General features: G+C 67.5%; 20 protein-coding genes. 8 read left to right on the top strand and 12 right to left on the bottom strand.

The features are described from left to right. The first annotated feature begins 44 nt into the window (after positions 1 to 44). Entirely contained in the window at positions 45 to 1,529 is a 1,485-nt protein-coding gene (locus H5J31_RS11335) for a cellulase family glycosylhydrolase (RefSeq protein ID WP_181772517.1), read from the top strand. Between the two features lie 49 nt (positions 1,530 to 1,578). Here H5J31_RS11335 and H5J31_RS11330 read toward each other — a convergent pair whose 3' ends face one another. The 6 genes from H5J31_RS11330 to H5J31_RS11305 form a co-directional block, all read right to left on the bottom strand. After that, a complete protein-coding gene (locus H5J31_RS11330; protein WP_181772466.1) occupies positions 1,579 to 2,358 on the bottom strand; it encodes an HpcH/HpaI aldolase family protein in 780 nt (259 codons plus the stop codon). After that, positions 2,343 to 3,128, bottom strand: a complete 786-nt coding sequence (hpaH, locus tag H5J31_RS11325; RefSeq protein WP_181772465.1) for a 2-oxo-hept-4-ene-1,7-dioate hydratase — start codon at positions 3,126 to 3,128, stop codon at positions 2,343 to 2,345. Before hpaH ends, H5J31_RS11330 begins: the two co-directional genes overlap by 16 nt. Positions 3,129 to 3,137: 9 nt before the next feature. Beyond that, positions 3,138 to 4,232: a 3,4-dihydroxyphenylacetate 2,3-dioxygenase gene (hpaD, locus tag H5J31_RS11320; protein ID WP_181772464.1), complete on the bottom strand. Its 1,095-nt coding sequence runs from the start codon at positions 4,230 to 4,232 to the stop codon at positions 3,138 to 3,140. A 31-nt stretch (positions 4,233 to 4,263) separates the two neighbouring features. Next, positions 4,264 to 5,769, bottom strand: a complete 1,506-nt coding sequence (gene hpaE, locus H5J31_RS11315; RefSeq protein WP_181772463.1) for a 5-carboxymethyl-2-hydroxymuconate semialdehyde dehydrogenase — start codon at positions 5,767 to 5,769, stop codon at positions 4,264 to 4,266. 189 nt (positions 5,770 to 5,958) lie between these two features. Continuing rightward, positions 5,959 to 6,630, bottom strand: coding sequence for a GntR family transcriptional regulator (locus tag H5J31_RS11310; RefSeq protein ID WP_181772462.1), 672 nt, complete (start codon positions 6,628 to 6,630; stop codon positions 5,959 to 5,961). Then, a complete protein-coding gene (locus tag H5J31_RS11305; protein WP_181772461.1) occupies positions 6,612 to 8,099 on the bottom strand; it encodes a fumarylacetoacetate hydrolase family protein in 1,488 nt (495 codons plus the stop codon). The genes H5J31_RS11310 and H5J31_RS11305 overlap by 19 nt, the downstream gene beginning before the upstream one ends. Positions 8,100 to 8,262: 163 nt before the next feature. Here H5J31_RS11305 and H5J31_RS11300 point away from each other — a divergent pair, with 163 nt between their 5' ends. Further along, on the top strand, positions 8,263 to 9,636 hold the full coding sequence (locus H5J31_RS11300; RefSeq protein WP_181772460.1) for an MFS transporter: 1,374 nt from the start codon (positions 8,263 to 8,265) through the stop codon (positions 9,634 to 9,636). Positions 9,637 to 9,663: 27 nt separating this feature from the next. Here the strand turns inward: H5J31_RS11300 and H5J31_RS11295 are convergent, their stop codons facing one another. Further along, positions 9,664 to 10,353, bottom strand: coding sequence for an IclR family transcriptional regulator (locus H5J31_RS11295; RefSeq protein WP_181772459.1), 690 nt, complete (start codon positions 10,351 to 10,353; stop codon positions 9,664 to 9,666). Positions 10,354 to 10,422: 69 nt separating this feature from the next. On the opposite strand from H5J31_RS11295, the gene H5J31_RS11290 reads away from it, so the two are divergent. Together H5J31_RS11290 and hpaB are read left to right on the top strand one after the other, a co-directional pair. Further along, entirely contained in the window at positions 10,423 to 10,971 is a 549-nt protein-coding gene (locus H5J31_RS11290; RefSeq protein ID WP_181772458.1) for a flavin reductase family protein, read from the top strand. A gap of 32 nt (positions 10,972 to 11,003) precedes the next feature. Further along, positions 11,004 to 12,464, top strand: coding sequence for a 4-hydroxyphenylacetate 3-monooxygenase, oxygenase component (hpaB, locus tag H5J31_RS11285; RefSeq protein WP_181772457.1), 1,461 nt, complete (start codon positions 11,004 to 11,006; stop codon positions 12,462 to 12,464). A gap of 765 nt (positions 12,465 to 13,229) precedes the next feature. On the opposite strand, the gene H5J31_RS11280 is transcribed toward hpaB, so the two are convergent. Both H5J31_RS11280 and H5J31_RS11275 read right to left on the bottom strand, forming a co-directional pair. Next, positions 13,230 to 13,763, bottom strand: a complete 534-nt coding sequence (locus H5J31_RS11280; RefSeq protein WP_181772456.1) for a hypothetical protein — start codon at positions 13,761 to 13,763, stop codon at positions 13,230 to 13,232. A 76-nt stretch (positions 13,764 to 13,839) separates the two neighbouring features. Further along, the gene (locus H5J31_RS11275) at positions 13,840 to 14,373 is read right to left on the bottom strand and encodes a hypothetical protein (RefSeq protein WP_181772455.1); all 534 of its coding nucleotides are present in this window, start codon (positions 14,371 to 14,373) and stop codon (positions 13,840 to 13,842) included. Between the two features lie 754 nt (positions 14,374 to 15,127). Between H5J31_RS11275 and H5J31_RS11270 the strand changes: the two genes are divergently transcribed. From H5J31_RS11270 to H5J31_RS11255, 4 genes are all read left to right on the top strand, one after another. Further along, positions 15,128 to 15,559, top strand: a complete 432-nt coding sequence (locus H5J31_RS11270) for a Fur family transcriptional regulator (RefSeq protein WP_181772454.1) — start codon at positions 15,128 to 15,130, stop codon at positions 15,557 to 15,559. A 31-nt stretch (positions 15,560 to 15,590) separates the two neighbouring features. Next, positions 15,591 to 17,825 carry a catalase/peroxidase HPI gene (gene katG, locus H5J31_RS11265; RefSeq protein WP_181772453.1) on the top strand — a complete coding sequence of 745 codons (2,235 nt, stop codon included), beginning with the start codon at positions 15,591 to 15,593 and terminating at the stop codon, positions 17,823 to 17,825. Positions 17,826 to 17,917: 92 nt separating this feature from the next. Then, positions 17,918 to 18,673, top strand: coding sequence for a ZIP family metal transporter (locus H5J31_RS11260; protein ID WP_181772452.1), 756 nt, complete (start codon positions 17,918 to 17,920; stop codon positions 18,671 to 18,673). Between the two features lie 151 nt (positions 18,674 to 18,824). Beyond that, on the top strand, positions 18,825 to 19,016 hold the full coding sequence (locus tag H5J31_RS11255; protein ID WP_181772451.1) for a hypothetical protein: 192 nt from the start codon (positions 18,825 to 18,827) through the stop codon (positions 19,014 to 19,016). A gap of 57 nt (positions 19,017 to 19,073) precedes the next feature. Here the strand turns inward: H5J31_RS11255 and H5J31_RS11250 are convergent, their stop codons facing one another. From H5J31_RS11250 to H5J31_RS11240, 3 genes are all read right to left on the bottom strand, one after another. Next, on the bottom strand, positions 19,074 to 20,558 hold the full coding sequence (locus H5J31_RS11250) for an alpha/beta fold hydrolase (protein WP_181772450.1): 1,485 nt from the start codon (positions 20,556 to 20,558) through the stop codon (positions 19,074 to 19,076). A gap of 99 nt (positions 20,559 to 20,657) precedes the next feature. Further along, positions 20,658 to 21,113: an ester cyclase gene (locus H5J31_RS11245; protein WP_181772449.1), complete on the bottom strand. Its 456-nt coding sequence runs from the start codon at positions 21,111 to 21,113 to the stop codon at positions 20,658 to 20,660. Beyond that, positions 21,110 to 22,006 (bottom strand): hypothetical protein, encoded by an 897-nt coding sequence (locus H5J31_RS11240; RefSeq protein ID WP_181772448.1) that lies wholly within the window; start codon positions 22,004 to 22,006, stop codon positions 21,110 to 21,112. The genes H5J31_RS11245 and H5J31_RS11240 overlap by 4 nt, the downstream gene beginning before the upstream one ends. Between the last annotated feature and the right edge of the window lie 2 nt (positions 22,007 to 22,008).

Raw genomic sequence — 22,008 nt, 5'->3', positions numbered from 1 at the left:
GGAGGACATCGGTGACATCCTGGCGTTCACGCACACTGAGGTGCTTGATCGCCGCGTTGGTCGGGCTCGCCTGCTTGACGGCGGTGAGCCCGACCGCATCCGCGGCGGGAACGGGGACCGGCTACTGGAGCGCCCGCGGGGCGCAACTGGTCGACGCGAAAGGTGATCCGGTCCGGATGACCGGCATCAACTGGTTCGGCGCCGAGACGGCGAACTTCGCCTTCCACGGCCTGTGGAGCCGGAGCTACCGCGACATGGTCGCGCAGATGGCGGGTCTCGGCTACAACACCATCCGGATCCCGTACTCCAACCAGATGCTCGACGCGGGGTCGGCGCCCACGAGTATCGACCTGGCGAAGAATCCCGATCTGGCCGGACTTTCCGGGATCCAGATCATCGACAAGGTGATCGCCGAGGCCGGCTCGCGAGGGATGCGGGTGATCCTCGACAGGCACCGCCCGGACGGTGCCGGGCAGTCGCCGCTCTGGTACACCGCCGCCTATCCCGAGTCGCGCTGGATCGACGATTGGAAGACGCTCGCCGCGCGATACCAGGGAAATCCCACCGTGGTCGGCGCGGATCTGCACAACGAGCCGCATTCGGTGTCCGGCGGCGGAGGTGCTTGCTGGGGTTGTGGAGACCCGGCGGTGGACTGGCGCCTCGCGGCGGAAAGGGCGGGTAACGCCGTCCTCTCGGTCAACCCGGACTGGTTGATCATCGTCGAGGGGGTCGACTGTGTCGCGGGCACCGGCTCGCCGCAATGCGGCTGGTGGGGCGGGAACCTCTCCGGTGCCCGGCAGTTCCCCGTCCGGCTGAGCAAACCGGACAAGCTGGTCTACTCGGCGCACGAGTACGCCACTTCGGTGTTCGCGCAGCCGTGGTTCGACGATCCGGCGTTCCCGGCGAACCTGCCCGCGTTGTGGGATCACTGGTTCGGCTATCTGGAGAAGGAGAACATCGCGCCGGTGCTGCTCGGTGAGTTCGGCACGACGCTGCGGGATCCGCGTGACGGGGTCTGGCTCCAGAACCTGATGCGCTACCTGGGATCCGGCCCGACCGGGACGGATTTCACGTTCTGGTCGTGGAATCCCAACTCCGGTGATACCGGCGGCATCCTCAACGACGACTGGACGACGGTGAACACGGTCAAGCAGGGGTATTTGAGCCCGTACTTGATCCCGCCGTCGGGTGGCGGGCCGTCGGAGCCACGACCGGGTTGCACGGCGGCGTACCGGGTCGAGAACACCTGGAACGGTGGATTCACGGCCTCGCTACGGCTGACCAACACGAGTTCGGCCCCGGTCGCGAACTGGACGGCAGCCTGGACCGCACCTCCCGGGGTACAGGTGGTCGGCGGGTGGAACGCGACGGTCGTCCAGCAAGGGACGGCGGTGACGGCGGCGGCGCCTTCCTGGGCGCCCTCGCTGGCCGCCGGCGCGAGTGTTTCGATCGGGTTCCAGGCCACTGGACCGGCATCGCCGTCGCCGTCGGCGTTCACCCTCGGAACGGCATCCTGCGCGACAGGATGAGACGCGGTGGGTCGCCACGCCAGCGGGGTCGTGGCGACCCACCGCCCGGTCAGGATTCGCGGGGATGCCGCCGCGCGAGCGCCTCCGAACCTTGGGCGAGCAGCGTGACGTCGGCGCCGACCAGCACGAACGAGGCGCCGGCGTCGAGGTACCGCTGAGCCTGGGCGGGGTCGAAAGCGTTGACGCCCACCGGCTTCCCCTGCGCGCGGACGGCCTCGAAGGTGCTCAGGACCGCCGCGGTGACGTCGGGATGGGTCTGTTGTCCGAGCAGTCCCATCGAAGCGGCGAGATCCGACGGGCCGACGAACACCCCGTCGACGCCGTCGACGGCGGCGATCCCGGAAGCCGCTCCGACGCCGGCCGTGGACTCGATCTGGACGAACAGCGACGTGTGCTCGTCGGCGTTCGGCAGATAGCCCTCGACCCGGTTCCAGCGCGCGGACCGGGAGAGCGCGCTGCCGACCCCGCGCACGCCGCGCGGCGGATAGCGGACCGCCCGGACGACGGCCTCCGCCTCCTCGGCGCTGTCGACCATGGGGACGAGCAGGTTCTGCGCGCCGAGGTCGAGCAGTTGCTTCAGTGCGACGGCGTCGCCGGACGGGGCGCGCACCAGCGGCGTGATCGGGTAGGCGGCGATCGTCTGCAGCACAGTCTGCACCGTTTCCAGCCCGACGGGTGAGTGCTCGGTGTCGATGAGCAGCCAGTCGAGCCCGGAGCCCGCGCAGATCTCCGCGACGACGGGGCTGCCCGAGGTGACCCACATGCCGATCCGCGGACCGGTGGACTGGGCCAGCTCTTCCCGGAACGTCGGCGCTAGACGAAGCGGCATGTGATCGCCCCCAGGTCCCGGTAGTCGGCGGTCACGGTGTCGCCCTGGTGAACCCACATCGGCCGGGTGAACGACCCGGCCAGCACGATGTCGCCCGCGTCGAGCTTGTCCCCGTGCTGCGCCAGCTTGTTCGCCAGCCAGGCGACACCGCTGGCGGGATGGTTCAGCACCGCGGCGGCGACGCCGGATTCCTCGATGGTCTCGTTGCGGTACAACAGCGCCGAGACCCAGCGGAGGTCGACGGCGTCCACGGCGACCGGGTTGCCGCCGTAGACCATGCCGCCCATGGCCGCGTTGTCGCTGATCGTGTCCACGATGGTCCGTCCCGCCATCTCGATGCGCGAGGACAGGATCTCCAAGGCGGGCACCACGTACTCGGTCGCGCGGAGCACGTCGAACACCGTCGTGTCCGGTCCGGCGAGGGAATCCCGGAGTACGAAGGCCAGTTCGACCTCGATGCGCACGTTCGAGAACCGGCTGTGCTCGATCACCGAGCCGTTCTCGAAGACCATGTCCGCGAAGATGGCGCCGTAGTCCGGTTCCGTGATCCCGGTGGCCGCCTGCATCACCTTCGAGGTGAGGCCGATCTTACGGCCGACCGGCCGGCGTCCCGCCGCGATACCCCGGCGCCGCCACTCGTTCTGCACGGCGTAAGAGTCCTCGACGGTCATGTCCGGATAGCGCGCCGTCAGCAGCGGAATCGTCTCGCGGGCCGTCTCGGCGGCCGCGAGTTCGTCGGCGATCGCGGTGATCGTTTCCTGATCGAGCATTTCCCCGCCTCAGAGCTGGTTGCCGAGTTTGTACTCGCCTTGTTTCCATGCCGGCAGTTCCTCGGCCTCGTCGCCCTTGCGGGTGTAGGAGAAACCGTCGGCGCCGATGGTGACCTCGAGTTCGCTGTCGTCGGTCCTGGCGACCACCGGCTGCGGTTTCCCGTCGAGGTCGAGCACCAGAGACGCGTCGGTGTACCAGGACGGGACGACCGGCGTGCCCCACCAGTCGCGGCGCTGGTTGTCGTGCACGTCCCAGGTGACGACGGGGTTGTCCGGGTCGCCGGTGTAGTAGTCCTGCGTGTAGATCTCGACGCGGTGCCCGTCGGGGTCGCGCAGGTAGAGGTAGAAGGCGTTCGAGACGCCGTGTCTGCCGGGACCGCGTTCGATGTGGTCGGACATCCGCAGCGAACCGAGTTTGTCGCAAATGGACAGGATGTTGTGCTTCTCATGGGTGGCGAACGCGACGTGGTGCATCCGCGGTCCGTCGCCGCCGGTCATCGCGGTGTCGTGCACGGTCGGCTTGCGCCGCATCCAGGCCGCGTAGGTCGTGCCCTGGTCGTCCTGGATGTCTTCGGTGACCCGGAAGTTGAGGTCTTCCATGTGCTTCACCGCGCGGGGTACGTCCGGGGTGACCTGGTTGAAGTGGTCGAGCCGGACCAGCGCGCCGGGAAGGTGCAGGTCGTAGCGCCAGCCGAGCCGCTCGACGTGCTGGACGTCGTGGAAGAACTCGATCGGGAAGCCGAGCGGATCCTGCACGCGCACCGAATCGCCGATGCCCTTGGTGAAGCCGTCCTCGCGACGCTCGACGCGGCAGCCCAGTTCCGTGTAGAACGCGACGGCCTTGTCGAGGTCCTCCGGCGAGCGCACCCGGTAGGAGAACGCCGCGACCGCGGCCACCGGACCCTGGCGCAGCACGAGGTTGTGGTGGATGAACTCGTCGATCGTGCGGAGGCTGATCGTGGTCTCGTCCTCTTCGGTGACCGTCAGGCCGAGGACGTCGGCGTAGAACGCGCGCGAGCGTGCCAGGTCGGTGACGACGAGTTCCATGTACGCACAGCGCAGGACGTCCGGCGGTGGCGACGACGGCGTGGGGATCGGGTTCATGGCGACATCCTTTGTGGACGAAGAATCGGGGTCAGGCCTTGCCGAAGGCGGGGTTGTGCACCTCGCCGAGATTGATGTGCACCGCCTGCTGGTCGGTGTAGAAGTCGATCGAGCGGTAGCCGCCCTCGTGTCCCAGTCCGGACGCCTTCACCCCGCCGAAGGGGGTGCGCAGGTCGCGGACGTTGTTCGAGTTGAGCCACACCATCCCGGCCTCGACCGATTGCGCGAAGTTGTGCGCCCGCTTGAGGTCGTTGGTCCAGACGTAGGCAGCGAGCCCGTACTTCGTGTTGTTCGCCAGCGCGAGTGCTTCTTCGTCGCTGTCGAACGGGGTGATCGCGACGACCGGGCCGAAGATCTCCTCCTGGAAGATCCGGGCGTCCGGTTTGACGTCGGCGAACACCGTCGGCGCCACGTAGTTCCCGGTCGGGAAGCCGTCGGGACGGCCGCCGCCGGCGACGAGCCTGCCTTCGGTCTTGCCGATCTCGATGTACTTCATGACCTTGTCGTAGTGCTCGGGGTGCACCAGCGCGCCGACCTCGGTCGCGGGGTCGCTGGGATCGCCCACGACGACGCGTTTGGCCTGCTCGCCGTAGCGCTCGACGAACTCGTCGTAGATGGAGCGTTCGACCAGGATCCGGCTGCCCGCGGTGCAGCGTTCGCCGTTGAGGGAGAAGACGCCGAAGATCGTCGCGTCGATCGCGGTCTCCAGGTCGGCGTCGGCGAAGACGATGGCGGGGGACTTGCCGCCCAGTTCCATCGACAGTCCTTTGAGGAACGGCGCGGCGTTTCCGAAGATCAGGCTTCCGGTGCTGCTTTCGCCGGTGAACGAGATCAGCGGGACGTCCGGATGCTTCACCAGCGCGTCACCGGCGTCCTCACCGAAGCCGTTGACGAGGTTGAACACACCCGGCGGGAGCCCGGCCTCTTCGAAGATCTCCGCCCAGAGCGACGCCGAAAGCGGGGTGAATTCGGCGGGTTTGAGCACGACGGTGTTCCCGGTCGCCAGCGCCGGCGCGAGCTTCCACGACTCCAGCATGAACGGCGTGTTCCACGGGGTGATCAGCCCGGCGACGCCGATCGGCTTGCGGTTGACGTAGTTGATCTGGCGCCCGGGCACCTTGTAGGTGTCGTCGGCCTGCGCGACGATCAGGTCGGCGAAGAACCGGAAGTTCTCCGCGGCCCGGCGCGCCTGGCCGAGCGCCTGCGAGATCGGCAGGCCCGAGTCGAAACTTTCCAGCGCCGCCAGACGCTTGTCCCGCGCCTCGACGACGTCGGCGATGCGGTTCAGCACCCGCGAACGCTCTCGCGGCAGCAGCTTCGGCCACGGTCCTTCGGTGAACGCCTTCCGCGCGGCGGCGACGGCGCGATCGATGTCGGCCTTCTTGCCCGCGGCGGCCCGCACATAGACTTCGTTGGTCACCGGGTCGATCACGTCGAAGACGGCGCCGTCGGCCGAATCGGCGAGCTCGCCGCCGATGTAGTGCCGGATCCGCTCCGGGACACCGTCCGGGATCGGCCGGGGAGTCGTGGTGGTCAAAAGTCCTCCTCGATTTCTTTCAGTGATCCCGCGTCCGCGATCGACGTCGGCAGGGCGCCGGTGGTCGTCCGCGTCGCGGTGGCGGACAAGGCGCCCTGCCGCCGCGATAGCGGGGCCTTCGGCCGGGGCGGGATCATGCGTCCGGTCGCTTTCTCAGGTGGTTCTTCAGCTCCGCCAACAGTCCTCCAGTCAGCGGTTCGCGCGCTCTCGGGCGTCCAAAAAGGCCTGCATGGTGGCCCAGCGGTGATTGCGCGCGGCGAATTCGATGTCCAGCGGGTCGGCCTTCTCGGAGATCAGCCGGAGGATCTGTTCGTGCTCTTCGACCGACCGGTGCGCGCGGTCGGGGACGAACGCGAACGTGGAGTCGCGTAGTCCGGACAACCGGGTCCAGCCCTGGTGTACGAGGTCGAGGATCTGCGGGTTGGGGCAGCATTCGAACAGCAGCGAGTGGAACTGCTGGTTCAGCGCGGTGAACTCGTGGGCGTCGAAGTGGTCCAGCAGGGCGATCATCCGCTCGTTCACCCTGCGGGCCTTCGCGATGTCCTGCTCGGTCAGTCCTGGCGCGGACAGCGCGGTGGCGACGCCTTCGACGACGCCGAGGGTCTGCATGGCGTGGACGTATTCGTTCTGGTCCACCATCGCCACCCGCGCGCCGACGTTGCGTTCGAAGGTCACCAGCCGTTCGGCTTCCAGCCGCCGGATCGCCTCGCGCACCGGGACGACGCTCATGTCGAGCGCGCCGGCGATCTCGGCGAGGACGAGCCGGTAACCGGGTCCGTACTCGTGCCGGGCGATCCTCTCGCGGAGCCACTCGTAGGCGAGTTCGGACTTGCTGGCCGTCTTCACTGCTTCTTCTGCCATGCCTCATACCTTTCCCGCCACAACGGGTTCAACGGGAAGAGCCCCTCGATCGGGCGGCCCTGGCCGACCTGTCCGGCGATCCAGGCGTCCTCGTCCTCCTGGATCAGCGCGGCGGTGACGACCTCGTCGGCGAGGTGCGGCGGGATGACGATCACGCCGTCGTCGTCGCCGACGATGATGTCGCCGGGCAGGACGGTGGCCCCGCCGCAGGCGACCGCGACGTCGACGTCCCACGGCACGTGCTTGCGGCCGAGGACCGCCGGATGCGCGCCCTGCGAGAACACCGGCAGACCGGTCTCGGCGACGGCGTCGAAGTCGCGGACCCCGCCGTCGGTGACCACTCCGGCCGCGCCGAGGTAGCGGGCCCGCAGCGCCAGGATGTCGCCGAGCGTGCCGGAGCCCGCGTCGCCACGGGCCTCGATGACGATCACTTCTCCGGCGCCGACGGAGTCGAAAAGCCGCTTCTGCGCGTTGTAGCCGCCGCCGTGGGACTTGAAGAGGTCCTCGCGGTTCGGGACGAAACGCAGGGTCCTCGCCGTGCCGACGATCTTCGATCCCGGCAGGTTGGGCCGCACACCGTCGATCGCGACGTTGTTCAGCCCGCGCTTGCGCAGCTGGGCGGACAAGGCCGCGACCGGCGCGCGCAGAAGCTTCGCCCGGAGTTCTTCGCTGAGCGCGGGGCTTTCCTCTTCCTCCACCGGCTCGGTGGCGGAGGTGCCCCAGGCCTCGGCGCGCTGCCTGTCGTCGACCTCGGGCCGGCTGCCGATGTCGGAGAACGCCCGGATTCCCTGCGTGATGGTCGTGTGGAGCCGTCCGCTGCTGGCGGAGGTGCCCGGAACGTCCACTTCGACCACCACGACGTCGCCGGGGGAGACCACGGTGGATCCGGCGGGGGTGCCGGTGAGGATGACGTCGCCAGGTTCGAGCGTGAAGTGCTGGGAGAGGTCGGAAACGAACTGCCGCAAGGGGAACAGCATCCCGGCCGCGGTGTCCTCCTGGACGAGGTCGCCGTTCACCCAGGTGCGCACACGCAGGGCCGCCGGGTCGATGTCGTGCGCGTCGATCAGGCCGGGGCCGAGGGGGGTGTAGCCGTCGCCGCCCTTGGAACGGACGTTGGAGCCCTTGTCCGCGGCACGGAGGTCGTAGAGCCCGAAGTCGTTGGCCGCGGTCACCGCGGCGACGTGGTCCCACGCCTTTTCCGGTTTGACCCAGCGGGCCGTGGTGCCGATGACCAGCGCGATCTCGCCCTCGAAGGCCAGGAGTTCGGTGCCGGCCGGGCGTTCGACCGTGCCTCCGGACGCGCCGAGCGAGCTCGACGGCTTGAAGAAGTACGACGGGTCCGCCGGACGTCGTCCGCGCTGCTCGGCCCGCGACGCGTAACTGAGATGGACCGCGATGATCTTGCCCGGTCGCGTTCCCAGCGGGCCCGCCTCGCGACTCGACGGCGCCGTTGCCTCGTAGATGTCCATGCCTTCCCGCTCCGTCCGGCCGATGTGTTCGACCCTTGCTTCGTATCTAATAACGTATATGATTCCGTGCCACAGTGGCAAGGCGGTCACCGAGTGGCCTTCGCCTCGCCCAGGGATCCCTGCGGGCCGCCACTCGCGTCAGGCCTACGTCAAAGGAGCCAAGGTGTCGAATCCAGCGCAAGGCGAGCGCACGTCCGGGCGAACCGCCCCGCCGTCCTCCGACCGGCGTCGTGTCGCGTTCGCGACCGTCGTGGGCACCACGGTCGAGTGGTACGACTTCTTCGTTTACGCGTCCGCGGCCGGTCTCGTCTTCGGCAAACTGTTCTTCTCCGGCCTCGGCACGAACAGCACCCTCGTCTCCTTTGCGACGGTGGGGGTGAGCTTCCTGTTCCGTCCGCTCGGTGCTTTCCTCGCCGGACATTTCGGCGACAAATACGGCCGCCGGGTGGTCCTGGTGCTCACCCTGATCCTGATGGGGGCCGCGACCACGCTGATCGGTGTCCTGCCGACCTTCGACCAGATCGGCGTCCTCGCGCCAGTGCTGCTGATCCTGCTGCGGATCCTGCAGGGGGTTTCGGCGGGCGGTGAATGGGGCGGCGCGGTCCTGATGGCCGTCGAACACGCGCCGGAGAACCGGCGCGGGCTCTTCGGTGCTTCCCCGCAGATCGGTGTCCCGCTCGGTCTGCTGCTCGCCTCCGGCGTCCTGGCGCTGACCAGTCTGCTCGTCCCCGGGCAGGCGTTCCTCGACTGGGGCTGGCGGATCCCGTTCCTGCTCAGTGTCGGGCTGATCCTGGTCGGCCACTACGTCCGGCGCCGCGTCGAGGAGAGCCCGGTCTTCCGGGAGATCGCCGAACGTCGTGAGCGGACCAGGACCCCGATCGTGCAACTGTTCCGCAAGCACGCGCTGCTCGTCCTGGTGGCCGCGCTGGTGTTCGCGGGGAACAACGCCGTCGGCTACATGACCACCGGCGGCTACATCCAGAACTACGCGACCAACCCGAAGGGCCCGATCGGGCTCGAACGCGGTCCGGTGCTGTGGGCGGTGACGGCGTCGGCGGCGACCTGGCTGGTCTCGACGTGGGCGGCGGGCGCGGTGTCCGACCGGATCGGCAGGCGGCGGACGTACGTGCTGGGCTGGATCGCGCAACTCGCCGGTGTCGCCGTCCTCTTCCCGCTGGTGGACAGCGGGAACATCGTGCTCCTGGCGCTGGGCCTGATCATTCTGAGTGTCGGGCTCGGATTCACCTACGGTCAGCAGGCGGCGTTCTACGCGGAGCTGTTCCCCGCGTCGATCCGGTTCTCCGGGGTCTCGATCTCCTACGCGCTCGGCGCGATCCTCGGTGGCGCGTTCGCGCCGACGATCGCCACCGCGCTGGTCGGGGCCACCGGGACGTCGTTGTCGGTGGCCGTCTACCTGGCCGGGATGACGGTCATCGGCCTGATCGCCACGCTGCTCCTGCGTGATCGCTCGGGGATCCCGCTCGGGCCCGACCACGAGGCCGAGCAGACCGTGAGCCCGCTTCGCTTCGGTAAGTGATTTCGCCGTCCGTGACGCTCGTGGTGGTCAACCGCCGAGAGCGTCACGGACGGCCTTCGCCGCCGCCTTGAGCCGTTCCGCGAGCTCGGCGGGGGACCGCGTGCTCGACAGATAGACGACCGCGAGCGCCGCGGGACTGTGCCCGCGCAGGGGGAGCGGCACCGCGACCGCGCTCAGGTTCTCGATCACCTCACCGTGGCTGTCCGCGTATCCGCGGGCGGCCACTTCCCGTATTCCCGCCGTCCACTCCTCCTCCGGCAGCTGCGCAAGGATCGCGCGGCCGGGGGCGCCGGCGGTGAACGGATGCCTGGACCCCGGGCGCTGCGCGACGGACGCGACGGCGTGCCGGGGTTCCACGCTGACCAGGGTCACGCATTCTTCGCGGTCCAGTACCGCGACGAAACACGTCATGCCGAGTTCGTTCGCCACGGCGGTCAACTCGGGCAGTGCGGCGGCCTGCAGATCGTGTTTGATCCCCGCCGCGAGCGCGGCCAGCCGGGCGCCGAGTTCGATCCTGCCCGCGGGATCCCGCGTCACCAGGCCGTGGTCTTCGAGGGTGCGGATGAGCCGGTACGCGATCGACCGGTGCACGCCGAGACGTTCGGCGACCTGATCGACGCTGAGCGTTTCCTGTGCGTCCGCAAGGACTTCGAGTACGCGGATACCGCGGCTGAGCGTCTGGGACGTGCTCGCACCCTTGCGGGAGTCCGAAACCATCGTATACGATCCATTTCGATAGTTGAACTGGCTGTTCGATTATAGAACAGGAATCCGACGGGGTTGTCCATGACGTCACGCGAAACCAGTTTCTTGCCGGGCTCGAGCCTTTATCGGCCACCTGCGCAGTTCTTCCGCGGCTGTCTCGGCCGGTTCGCCACGGGCGTCGCGGTGGTGACCTTCGATGCCACACTGGCCGACGGGACCGTGAAGCGGCACGGGCTGACGGTGAACTCCTTCACCGCGGTCTCGATGGATCCGCCACTCGTCCTCGTGTCGATCCAGCGCACCGTGAAGAGTCACGACCTGCTCGAAGCACGCCCGTTCGCGGTGAACGTCCTGGGCGCGGAACAGCAGGCGCTCGCGATGAACTTCGCCGGGAGGCCGACCCCCGAAGGCGTGCCGACCTGGGTCGAAGGCGGGCACGCACCGAGGCTCGCGGGCGTCCTCAGCTGGTTCGACTGCACTCCGTGGGCCGCCTACGACGGCGGTGACCACACCCTGTTCCTCGGCGAGGTACAGGAGTTCGACTACCGCGCCGGCGACGCGCTCGGCTTCGTCGACGGACGGTTCTCGACGATCCACGAATCCGCCCAAGGCCACGAATCCCTGTTCTGACAACGACGTCCACCCTGAGAAGGAGCACCGACATGGGAGCCCGCACCGGACAGCAGTACCTCGACCGGCTCAACGCGCTGACGCCCGAGTTGTACGTCGATGGCGAGAAGGTGACGGCGAAGGTCGCCGAACACCCGGCGTTCCGCAACAACGCGCTGACCTACGCGAAGCTGTTCGACCTCCAGCACGACCCGGCGCACCGCGACGTCCTCACCTACGAGTCGCCGACGACGGGGGAGCGCGTCGGGACGTCGTTCCTGGTGCCGCGAACCGAGGAAGACCTCAAGCGCCGCCGGGCCGCGTTCTCGGTGTGGGCGCGGTACTCCAATGGTTTCCTCGGCCGCACCGGCGACTACATGAACTCCTCGCTCACCGCGCTCTCGACCGCGAAGAAGTTCTTCTCCCAGGCCGATCCCGTCTTCGGCGAGCGCATCGAGAAGTACTACGAGATGGCGCGCGAGAACGATCTCCTCGCGACGCACACCCTGATCCCGCCGCAGGTCAACCGCTCCGTGTCCGGCAGTCAGCAGGGCGGCGGCAACCTGTCGGCGAAGGTGATCGAGGAACGGGAGGACGGCATCGTCATCCGCGGCGCCCGGATGCTCGCCACCATCGCGCCGATCGCCGACGAACTCCTGGTGTTCCCGTCCACCGTCCTGCGCGGGACACCCGAGGACGCCCCGTACTCCTACGCTTTCGCCGTCCCGAACGACGCGCCCGGCCTGAAGTACTTCTGCCGCGCCGGCCTCGACCACGGCCGTTCGCATTTCGACGAGCCGCTCGCGTCGCGATTCGAGGAGATGGACGCGGTCGTCGTCTTCGACGACGTATTCGTCCCCAACGAGCGGGTCTTCCTGCTGGGCCATCCCGAACTGTGCAACGCCTGGTACTCCGAGACCGGCGCGGGCGCGCTGATGACCCACCAGGTCGTCACCCGCACACTGGCCAAGACCGAGTTCTACCTGGGGCTCGCCAGCGAGATCGCCGCCGCCATCGGCATCGGCGGATTCCAGCACATCCAGCAGGACCTCTCGGAACTGATCTCCTACGTCGAGATCGAGAAGGCCGTCCTGCGCGCGGCCGAGGCCGACGGCGCGGTGAGCGAGGACGGCGTCTTCCTGCCCAAATGGGAGGTCCTCAACGCCGCCCGGAACTGGTACCCCACCAAGGTCTCCCCGCGGCTGGCCGAGATCATCCGCAAGTTCTCGGCGTCCGGGCTCATGGCGCTGCCCGGGGAAGCGGACTTCGAAACCGAGGGCCGCGCCGACATCGACACCTACCTCCAGTCGGCCACCCTGCCCGCCAAGGACCGCGCGCGGTTGTTCAAGCTCGCTCTCGACGCGTCGGTGTCGGGCTTCGCCGGCCGCGAGTCGCTGTACGAGTACTTCTTCTTCGGTGACCCCGTGCGGATGGCGGGCGCCCAGGTGAACGCGTATCCGCGGGAGGCCTTGCAGGAACGCGTGCGGGAACTCCTGGGGCGAGAAGGGCAGTAAGTCCCGGGAACGCGGATTTCGTCGATGGATCGGCCTGTGCGTGCGATTTCATCGGCGATTTCCGGTGAATGCACCCGGTTGACAATCACCGCTTCCGCTGGCCGTTGTATTCGGCCTTGATGTGTCCTGCATTTGTCCAAGCGGACGTCATCACGAATCGACGGCCGGGTTACGACGTTCGAGTTACTCTCCCCAATGACCGTGCAAGTCGGCCATATCGGTGCGCAAAAATCCAGGTGCCCTGATCGACGATGGCCTCCGACGAGCGGCAGGGGGAGACATGTTCGAGACCGTGCAGTGCGCGGGTGCGGATTTCTGCGAAGAGCTGTCGGGTTCCGGTGACACCTCCTTCACCCGTCTTACGAAGGTCGGGGAAAGGGGTTCGTAGTTGAAGCGGCGAAGGCCCCTTGAGGGATTGCGGACACTTCTGCGTACGTGTCTTTGTTATGAAGGCCTCCTTGCCAACTCTGAAGGTAGTAAAGGAGCCCTTCACTCCTTGCCGATGTGGCGGCTGGTTTCACGGAGGCGTCGCGAAAGCCACTTTCGCAACGTTGAAGGTTGCGAAAGTGGCTTTCGCAACGTGTCTTCGCGGCGGACTGTGCACTCACGGCCGCCACCCGCGAACACGAAACCGTCGCCTGATCGCCCCGCAAACCGGGACCATCACGAACTGCAGCCCCAATAGTAGGATAACTATACCGGTATAGTTATCCTACTATTGGAGGGCTCAAGGCCCGGTCGAACTTTCGCCGGCCGGAACTCCGGTCAGTACTGGGAGAGGTGGAGCGAGGAGGTCGCGTCGTTGAATCCCGGCAGTGCTTCCCAGCCGGAGATTTCGGTGCCGAGACTCCTCAGTCGGTAGGTGCCACCGCCCGGGTCACGCCCGCTCCAGTTGTACAATGTCACGTCGTTGCACCATGAATGGGTAATGAGTGACGAAGTCGCATTCTCCATTTCGAAGCCGACCCAGTTGATGCCGTAGCCACTTTTGTCGCAGGGCCCGTCCTGCCCGAAGAACATCTCCCAGTGGCCTTTATAGTCGTTGTCTGTATACAGTGTGACGAGGACGTTTTCGGCACTCGCTGCGCTCGTGGCAAGGGCGGGGTCGTTACTGCACTTGCGAGAAACAACTTCGGATGCCGTCTCGCCCGGCTTGAGCTTCTTGAGCGTGGTCACGCAGTATTTGCCCGTTGCGGCATCGGGCTGTGGCGCGGCCGAGGCGGTTCCTGAGCCGATCAGGACGGCGACGCCGACCAGTCCGGCGACGATGGCCGCCCTTTTCCTACTGTTACCTCTCATGAGGAAACTCCTACGCGCTGAAGTCTGATGGTGCTTCTGTGCGTATCGCTGAATGGGTAATTCTTTTATTGCCGGGTCAGCGACGGAAGATGTTGAAGGAGGCTGTTCGATCATTGAACTGCGGCAGCGAATTCCAGCGGCCCTGCTGCCAGCCGGGTTGGGAAATATAAGCCGAGCCCGCCGACGGGTCCCGGTAGGAATTTTGGAACAGGGTGAGGCTGTTGCACCAGTTGTCGGTCAGGATGGAGGACGTCTTGTGGTGCATGACGGCGCCGACCCAGTCGATGCCGTAGCCGGAGGCGTCACAAGGGCCGTCGTCGCCCTGGTAGATCTCCCAGTTGCCGCCCAGGTCGTTGTGTTCGTGCAGGAAGGCAAGTGCGATACCGGAGCTCTTGGCCATCTCGAAAGTGGCCGAGTCGTCGCTGCACCGTCGGGAGGTGACTTTGGAGGTGGCCTCGCCCGGCTTGAGCTTCTTGAGCGTGGTCACGCAGTATTTGCCCGTCGCGGCATCGGGCTGTGGCGCGGCCGAGGCGGTTCCTGAGCCGATCAGCCCGATGACGCCGACCAGTCCGGCGACGATGGCCGCCCTTTTCTTGTGTCCAGTTTTCACGACAGGACGATTGCATGTGGCCCGATTTGCTGTCGAGCCCTTTCAGGGCAACCTGAAACGGGTTTCCAAACTAGGGAATTCGGCTAGTGTGGCCGGCCGTGATCACTCTTTCGGCGGATACGGCGACGGTTGCCGGCCACCCACGGCACCTATATCCCGCCCTCCAGCGCCCGGAGGATCAGCTGTCCGGCCTGAGCGTTCTCGATCCTCCCGCCACCGGCCAGGGTCTGGGCCGGCCCCGCGCCCGTCTTTCACCGCCACGATCACGAAGTCCGCTGGATTGCTAGGAGAACCACTCGTCGGGCTCGTCCCGGGCAGGACATGGCGGATGCCGCCGCGAGGATCCTCGACGTCGCCCTCGTAGCGGGGGATCAGGGTGAGTGTGGAGGTGATCGATCGTCCGGCCCGCGGCTCGTCCTTCGTTCATCCCGATGGTGTGGTCGTCGGGATCATGAATCTGGCAGAAGAGGCAGGTGCCGGTGCAAACCGATCGAAGGAATGTGTTCGCGACGGAATTCTGTCACTGACGCCAAATTTTCGAATAGGTTCTGTAACGAACGCAACAAAGGTGACGTCTATAGGGTCAAGCGCCCTTGGTGGGCGCTGTCGCCCCATGGAGGTCGGGGCGGTACGTGGCGGGCTCGGTCGACCGGTGGTCGAGGGCCCGTCCGGCCGTCGTGCCCTGGTCCGGGTGAAGACACGCCCGGGGACCCCTCAACTTGATTCATTCCAGAAAATGGGCCAGACTGCGCCCGTGCCCACGACTCCGGACTTCGAGCGAATGCTGCGCGGGGCGTCCCTGCGTGTGACGCGTCCTCGGCTGGCCGTGCTGACCGCGGTACGCGACCACCCGCACGCCGACACCGACTCGATCATCGGTGCCGTGCGTACGGAGCTCGGCGAGGTTTCGCACCAAGCCATCTACGACGTGTTGCGGGCACTGACCACCGCGGGTCTCGTCCGGCGCATCCAGCCGGCGGGATCCGTAGCACGCTATGAGTCCCGGGTAGGGGACAACCACCACCACGTCGTGTGTCGATCATGTGGTGTCATCGCCGACGTCGACTGCGCCGTCGGTCCCGCACCCTGTTTGAGCGCGTCGGACGACCACGGCTTCGTGATCGAAGAGGCCGAGGTCATCTACTGGGGCCTGTGCCCCGAGTGCTCGGCAGAACCCCGTTCTTGAACACAGCTGAAGATTCTCCGGAAGGATTCCCGTGTCTGACAGCCCAGACGCCGTCGTTGGCGAAATGAACGAAGAGAGCGCGGGCGGGTGCCCCGTCTCGGCCGGGCGCCGCAACCACCCCACCGAAGGAGCGGGCAACCGTGACTGGTGGCCGAACCAGCTCAACCTGAAGATCCTCCGGAAGCACACCGCCGCCTCCGACCCGATGGACGCCGGGTTCGACTACGCCGCCGAATTCAAGACCGTCGACCTCGACGAACTCGCCAAGGACGTCGACGCCGTCCTCACCACCTCGCAGGACTGGTGGCCCGCGGACTTCGGCCACTACGGCGGCCTGATGATCCGGATGGCGTGGCACAGCGCCGGCACGTACCGCATCGAGGACGGCCGCGGTGGCGCGGGCGCCGGCATGCAGCGTTTCGCTCCGCTGAACAGCTGGCCGGACAACGGCAACCTGGACAAGGCCCGCCGCCTGCTGTGGCCGGTCAAGAAGAAGTACGGCCGCAAGATCTCGTGGGCCGACCTGATGATCTTCACCGGCAACCGCGCGCTGGAGACCATGGGCTTCAAGACCTTCGGCTTCGCCGGTGGCCGCGCCGACGTGTGGGAGCCGGACGAGGACGTGTACTGGGGTCCCGAGCGCACCTGGCTCGGCGACGAGCGCTACACCGGTGACCGCGAGCTCGAAGGCCCGCTGGCCGCCGTGCAGATGGGTCTCATCTACGTGAACCCGGAAGGCCCGAACGGCAACCCGGACCCGCTGGCCGCGGCCCGCGACATCCGCGAGACCTTCCGCCGCATGGCGATGAACGACGAGGAGACCGTCGCGCTGATCGCCGGTGGTCACACCTTCGGCAAGGCGCACGGCGCGGCCGACCCCGACGAGTACGTCGGTGCCGAGCCCGAGGGTGCCTCGATCGAGGAGCAGGGCCTGGGCTGGAAGAACAGCTTCGGCAGCGGCCGGGGCCGGGACACCATCACCAGTGGTCTGGAGACCACCTGGACCTCCACGCCGACCCAGTGGAGCCACGGGTTCTTCCAGAACCTGTTCGGCTACGAGTGGGAGCTGACCAAGAGCCCGGCGGGTGCCCACCAGTGGCAGCCGAAGGACGGCGCCGGCGCGAACACCGTGCCCGACCCCGAGTCCGGCGAGCTCAAGCGCCCGCCGACGATGCTCACCACCGACCTGTCGCTGCGGTTCGACCCGGTCTACGAGCAGATCTCGCGCCGGTTCCTGGACAACCCGGACCAGTTCGCGGACGCCTTCGCCCGCGCCTGGTTCAAGCTGACCCACCGTGACATGGGCCCGATCCAGCGTTACCTCGGCCCGCTGGTCCCGCAGGAGACGCTGATCTGGCAGGACCCGGTGCCCGCCGTCGACCACGAGCTGGTCGACGACGCGGACATCGCCTCCCTCAAGGCGAAGCTGCTCGACTCGGGCCTGTCGGTCGCTCAGCTGGTCTCGACCGCGTGGGCGTCGGCCTCGACGTTCCGCGCCAGTGACAAGCGCGGTGGCGCGAACGGAGCCCGCATCCGCCTCGAGCCGCAGCGCGACTGGGAGGTCAACGACCCGCAGACGCTGGCTCAGGTGCTGCGGACCCTGGAAGGCGTCCAGGAGTCCTTCAACAGCGCCCAGACCGGCGGCAAGAAGGTCTCGCTGGCCGACCTGATCGTCCTCGGCGGCGTCGCGGCCGTCGAGAAGGCCGCCAAGGACGGTGGCCTCGACGTCACGGTGCCGTTCACCCCGGGCCGCACCGACGCGTCGCAGGAGCAGACCGACGTCGAGTCGTTCGCGGCGCTGGAGCCCACTGTCGACGGCTTCCGCAACTACCGCGGCAAGGGACACCGTCTCCCGACGGAGTACCTGCTCATCGACCGCGCGAACCTGCTGGACCTGAGCGCCCCCGAGCTGGCCGTCCTGGTCGGCGGCCTGCGGGTCCTGGGTGCCAACACCCAGGAGTCGAAGCACGGCGTGTTCACCGCGAAGCCGGGGTCGCTGACCAACGACTTCTTCGTGAACCTGCTCGACATGGGCGTGCAGTGGACCGCGGCGTCCGGCGACGCCGAGACCTTCGAGGGCCGCGATTCCGCGACCGGCGAGGTCAAGTGGACCGGTACCCGTGCCGACCTGGTGTTCGGTTCCAACTCCGAGCTTCGCGCGGTGGCCGAGGTCTACGCCAGCGACGACGCCAAGGAGAAGTTCGTCCGCGACTTCGTGGCGGCGTGGGACAAGGTCATGAACCTCGACCGGTACGACGTGGCATGATCCGAGCCTGAACCTGGCTTGACACCGACCGGGCCGGCCGCGTTTCGCGGCCGGCCCGGCGTGTTTTCCGCCGGACGAAGGGAGCCGGACACGTGTGGGATCTGCTGGCGGCGGGTGGCTGGGGTCTGCTGGCCGGATCGGCGCTGCTGCTCGGCGCGATGATCGGCTTCCTGGTCCGGATCCCGACCAAGGCCGTGGCGAGCGTGATGGCCTTCGGCAGTGGCGTGCTGATCTCGGCGGTGTCGTTCGAGCTGATCGCCGAGGCGCACGAAAAGGGCGGTTTCCTCCCGACCGCGCTCGGTGCCCTGGGCGGTTCGCTGATCTACACGGTCGCCAACATCGTGCTCGCCCGGCGCGGCGCCCGGCATCGCAAACGTTCCGGTGACCAGCAGCCGTCCGAGACCGAGCAGGCCGGTTCCGGTACGGCCATCGCGCTCGGCGCCCTGCTGGACGGCGTCCCCGAATCGATGGTGATCGGCACCAGCCTGCTCGGCGGGGGCAGCGTCAGCGTCGTGACCGTGGCGGCCGTCTTCATCAGCAATGTCCCGGAAGGACTGTCGAGCGCCTCGGGAATGAAGCGAGCCGGCCGCAGCCCGCGCTATGTTTTCACGCTTTGGAGTGGTATCGCCGTGATCAGCGGGGTGGCGGCCCTGCTCGGTTACGGCCTTCTCGGCGGCGCGTCCGGCACCGTCCTGGCCGTGATCACCGCACTCGCGGGCGGCGCGATCCTCGCGATGATCGCCGACACGATGATCCCGGAGGCCTTCGACGACGCGCACCTGTGGACCGGGTTGATCACGGTCGCGGGCTTCCTCACCGCGTTCGGCCTTTCGCGCCTCGAAGGCTGAGCGAGGGTGAGCCCGACGGCATGAACGAAGCCACGCGTTCGGCGTAGTCGAAAAGCACGAAGCCGGAATGATGGATAGCACTGGATGCCGGGGCTCTCGTGACGGACGATTTCGCTGCCGACGAAACACCGAACGCCTGGGAGCGAGTCGAATGAAGAACGAAACCACCGATAACGTAAGCCTGCTCTTCACCGGCCTCGGGATCGACACCGCGAAGGTGGGCAGCGAAATCGAACTCGTGATCGACCGCTTCGACAACTGGACCAACAAGGCCAGAGTCGACGCCTTCAGATGCTTCACCGGCGCGTGTTGCGTCGTCCCGCCCCTGGCCGAAGCCAAGTGACGCGCCGATCACGTCTCGCGTCCCCAGTGGACGCGAGACGTGATCGGCAGTGGTTCGTCAGCGGCCGGCAGCCGGCGATGGGATCGGCGCCCCGGCGCAGGATTCGTCACTGGTCTTGCCGGTGGAGAAGAACTCGACCGCTTTGCTCGCGCAGGGGAGCGAGGACAGCGAACCGTGGTGATCGTCCTCGATCGTGAGGAGGGCGCCGCCGATCCGCTCGCGCATGGCCAGTGCCCAGCCGATCGGCGTCACCGGTTCGTAGACGTGCCCGACCAGTTGCAGCGGACTGGTCCCCTTCGCGAAGTTCCACGGCTGGACCGGTAACGGCCAGCCCGCGCACCGGCCGTCCCAGAACCCAGGGGAGGCGACGGCCGGATACGCGCGGACGCGGTCGACCCGCCGCTGCCAGATCGTTTCGAAGTCGCGTGGCCCCTCGGAGGCGTTGCACAGGATCGACGTCTGCTGGAAGGTGTTGTACCCGTTGGGAGTCGCGTCCCAGCCGAAACCGGTGCCCGGCCCGGACGCGGGTTTCGTGGTGGGCGCGCCGCCGTCGCGCAGGGCGGCCAGCGCCTTGGCGGCGTTCGCCCACTCGCGCCGCGGCCCGGCGAGGTAGCCCTTGACGGTCTCGCCGTCGACGGTCTCCCCGTTCACGTTCCGCGGGTGTTCGGTCAGTTCGTCGCGCAGCTTCAGCAGCGCGTCGAGGACCGCGGGTTGCTTGTCACCGAAGTGGAAAACGGCGTCGTAGCGGGCGATCCAGCCGGCGAAGTCGCGGGCCGTGACCTCGCCCGCCGCCATCATCGCGTCGTCCATGCCACCGACGTCCAAGGTCGGGGACATGACCGAATCCAGCAGCATCCGGTCCACCCGGGAATCGAACTGTGTGCGGTAGGCCGCGCCGAGGGCAGTGCCCCACGAGACGCCGTAGAAGCCGATCTTCTCTTCGCCGAGAGCCTCACGGATGCGGTCCATGTCCCTGGCGACGTTCTCGGTGGTCAGGTTGCGGACGAACTCGGGGTCCGCCGCGACACAACGCTGGTTCACCTTCGCGTCCCGTTCGAACACGAACCGAGCCTTTTCGTTGTGCGGCAAGGAAGACGGCGGCTCGGCGTCGTCTCCGGGAGCCGGCGGGCAGGCGACGTCGGCACTGTAGTCGACGCCGCGCGGATCGAACCCGATCAGGTCGTGGTCCGCGCCGATCTCGGCGGCCTTGCTTTCGGCGATCCATCTGGGCTGGTGGATCCCCGACTGGCCGGGGCCGCCGGGGTTGAGCAGCACGACACCCTGGCGCCGGGCGGGATCGGTCGCCTTCTGCCGGGAGACCGCGATGTCGATCTCGCGGCCGTCGGGCTTCGCGTAGTCGACCGGAACGGGCACCAGAGCGCATTCGGTGCGCTGATCGTCGGCTGGCCGCCAGTCCTTGGCGATGTCCTTGCAGGGTTTCCAGTCCAGCGTCGGGGCCGCGGACGCCGTGGCGAGCGCCGGTGTTCCCAGCGCGGCCATCGTCGTCACGAGCAGCACGGTCGCCACCCGGTTGCGGGTCATGGGCGTTCTCCAGGGCTCGGCGGAAGGACTCCGTCAGCCTCTTCGCGCGCCCCTGCCGCCCACATCGGCCGATCGGCCGATGATCATCCGCCGTTTGGTTCAGACCTCGCCCGACGCGAGCAGGGACAGCAGTTCCGCGTGCCCGGCCTGGGTGATCAGGCTCGCGGCGTCGAAGTAGATCCGCTCGTTGGTGATCCGGTCGTCGTCGAAGAAGAACACCGCGATGATCGGCACCCGGAACGCCTTGCCGGTCGGTGGCCGGCCATAGAACTCGCCGAGGTTGGTGCCGAGCAGGTCGAACTCGACGATCACCGACTCGTCCGCGAAGTGGTAGCGGACGTTGTCGTGCCGCTGGTCCGGGAACGCCGTGCGGGTCATGCGGTAGTAGCCCATGACCTCTTCGTCGCCGTCGAAGATCTGCCCGGTGGCCATGATCTCGTAGTGCGGATGACCGTTGAAGGTGCCCAGCGTGCGATCGAACTCCTGGGTCACCTCCGTGTCCATATGCTCTTCGATGATCTTGTGGCGGCGCTCGCGCAGGTCTTCGCTGATCACTGTTCCTCCGGGTCGGTCCTGTTCGCGATCCGGAGCCTACCGCCCGCGGCCTCGTCGTCGGTGCCGTAGAGGAGGCTGCCGCAGGACCGCGAGAGGCACGTCATGGCCTCGATCTTGTGCCCCGGGAAGTCGCCGATCTTCGCGGGAGCGGGGGAGAGCGCGATCGAACCGTCGGGCCGGAGCACGCCCGCGGCGTACACCGCCGAATCGAACGGGCCGTCGTCGCCGGGGTCGGAGGCGGCCGAGATCAGGACCCGGTTGTCGGCGGTGATCTCGACGTCCGAGGTGTGGCGGACGTCGGTGGTGGGGTACGAGACGCGGAACGGGACCGACTTCGGCTTCTTGAAGGACAGCTTCGACACCGAGAACTCCGCCGAGTACAGCGTCGCCGGGCGGGTGTCCTGACCCCGGTCCGCCCAGACCGCGAACAAGCGGTCATTCACCTTTTTCAGCGCGAAACCCTCGTAATTGTCGTCCGGGTCGCCCTTCGGTACCTGGAAAGTGCCGAGTACTTTCAGTCGACGGTCGTTCAGTTCGACATGGAAGCCTTTACCTTCGCTGGTCAGCGCGATGTATTCGCCCTGCTTGCCGGGCACCGCTTCGGCCGATTCCAGATCGACCGGGAGTTCGCCGGGCCAGGCGATCGGGTCCACCTTGGACACCAGGCCGTGATCGAGCCGGACGCGGACCGCGCGGTTCTCGCCGGGTTTCTTGTTGTCCCGCAAGACGAGTGCCTCGACACGGTCGTCGTCCCGGCTCAGGACGGCGATGCCGCTGGCGCCCGCGGTCATCCCGGTTCCGATGGATTCCCAGCCGTCGCCCGCCAGGGCCGTGGACGGCAGGAACAGCGGCGTGGCCAGTATCGGAAGAATCGCGAGGGAGGTGAATTTCATGC

This window comes from Amycolatopsis pittospori (genome assembly GCF_013870525.1).
Classification (GTDB): domain Bacteria; phylum Actinomycetota; class Actinomycetes; order Mycobacteriales; family Pseudonocardiaceae; genus Amycolatopsis; species Amycolatopsis pittospori.
Note: the sequence above shows the minus strand (reverse complement) of the source record. Positions and strands in the feature narration are given on the sequence as shown.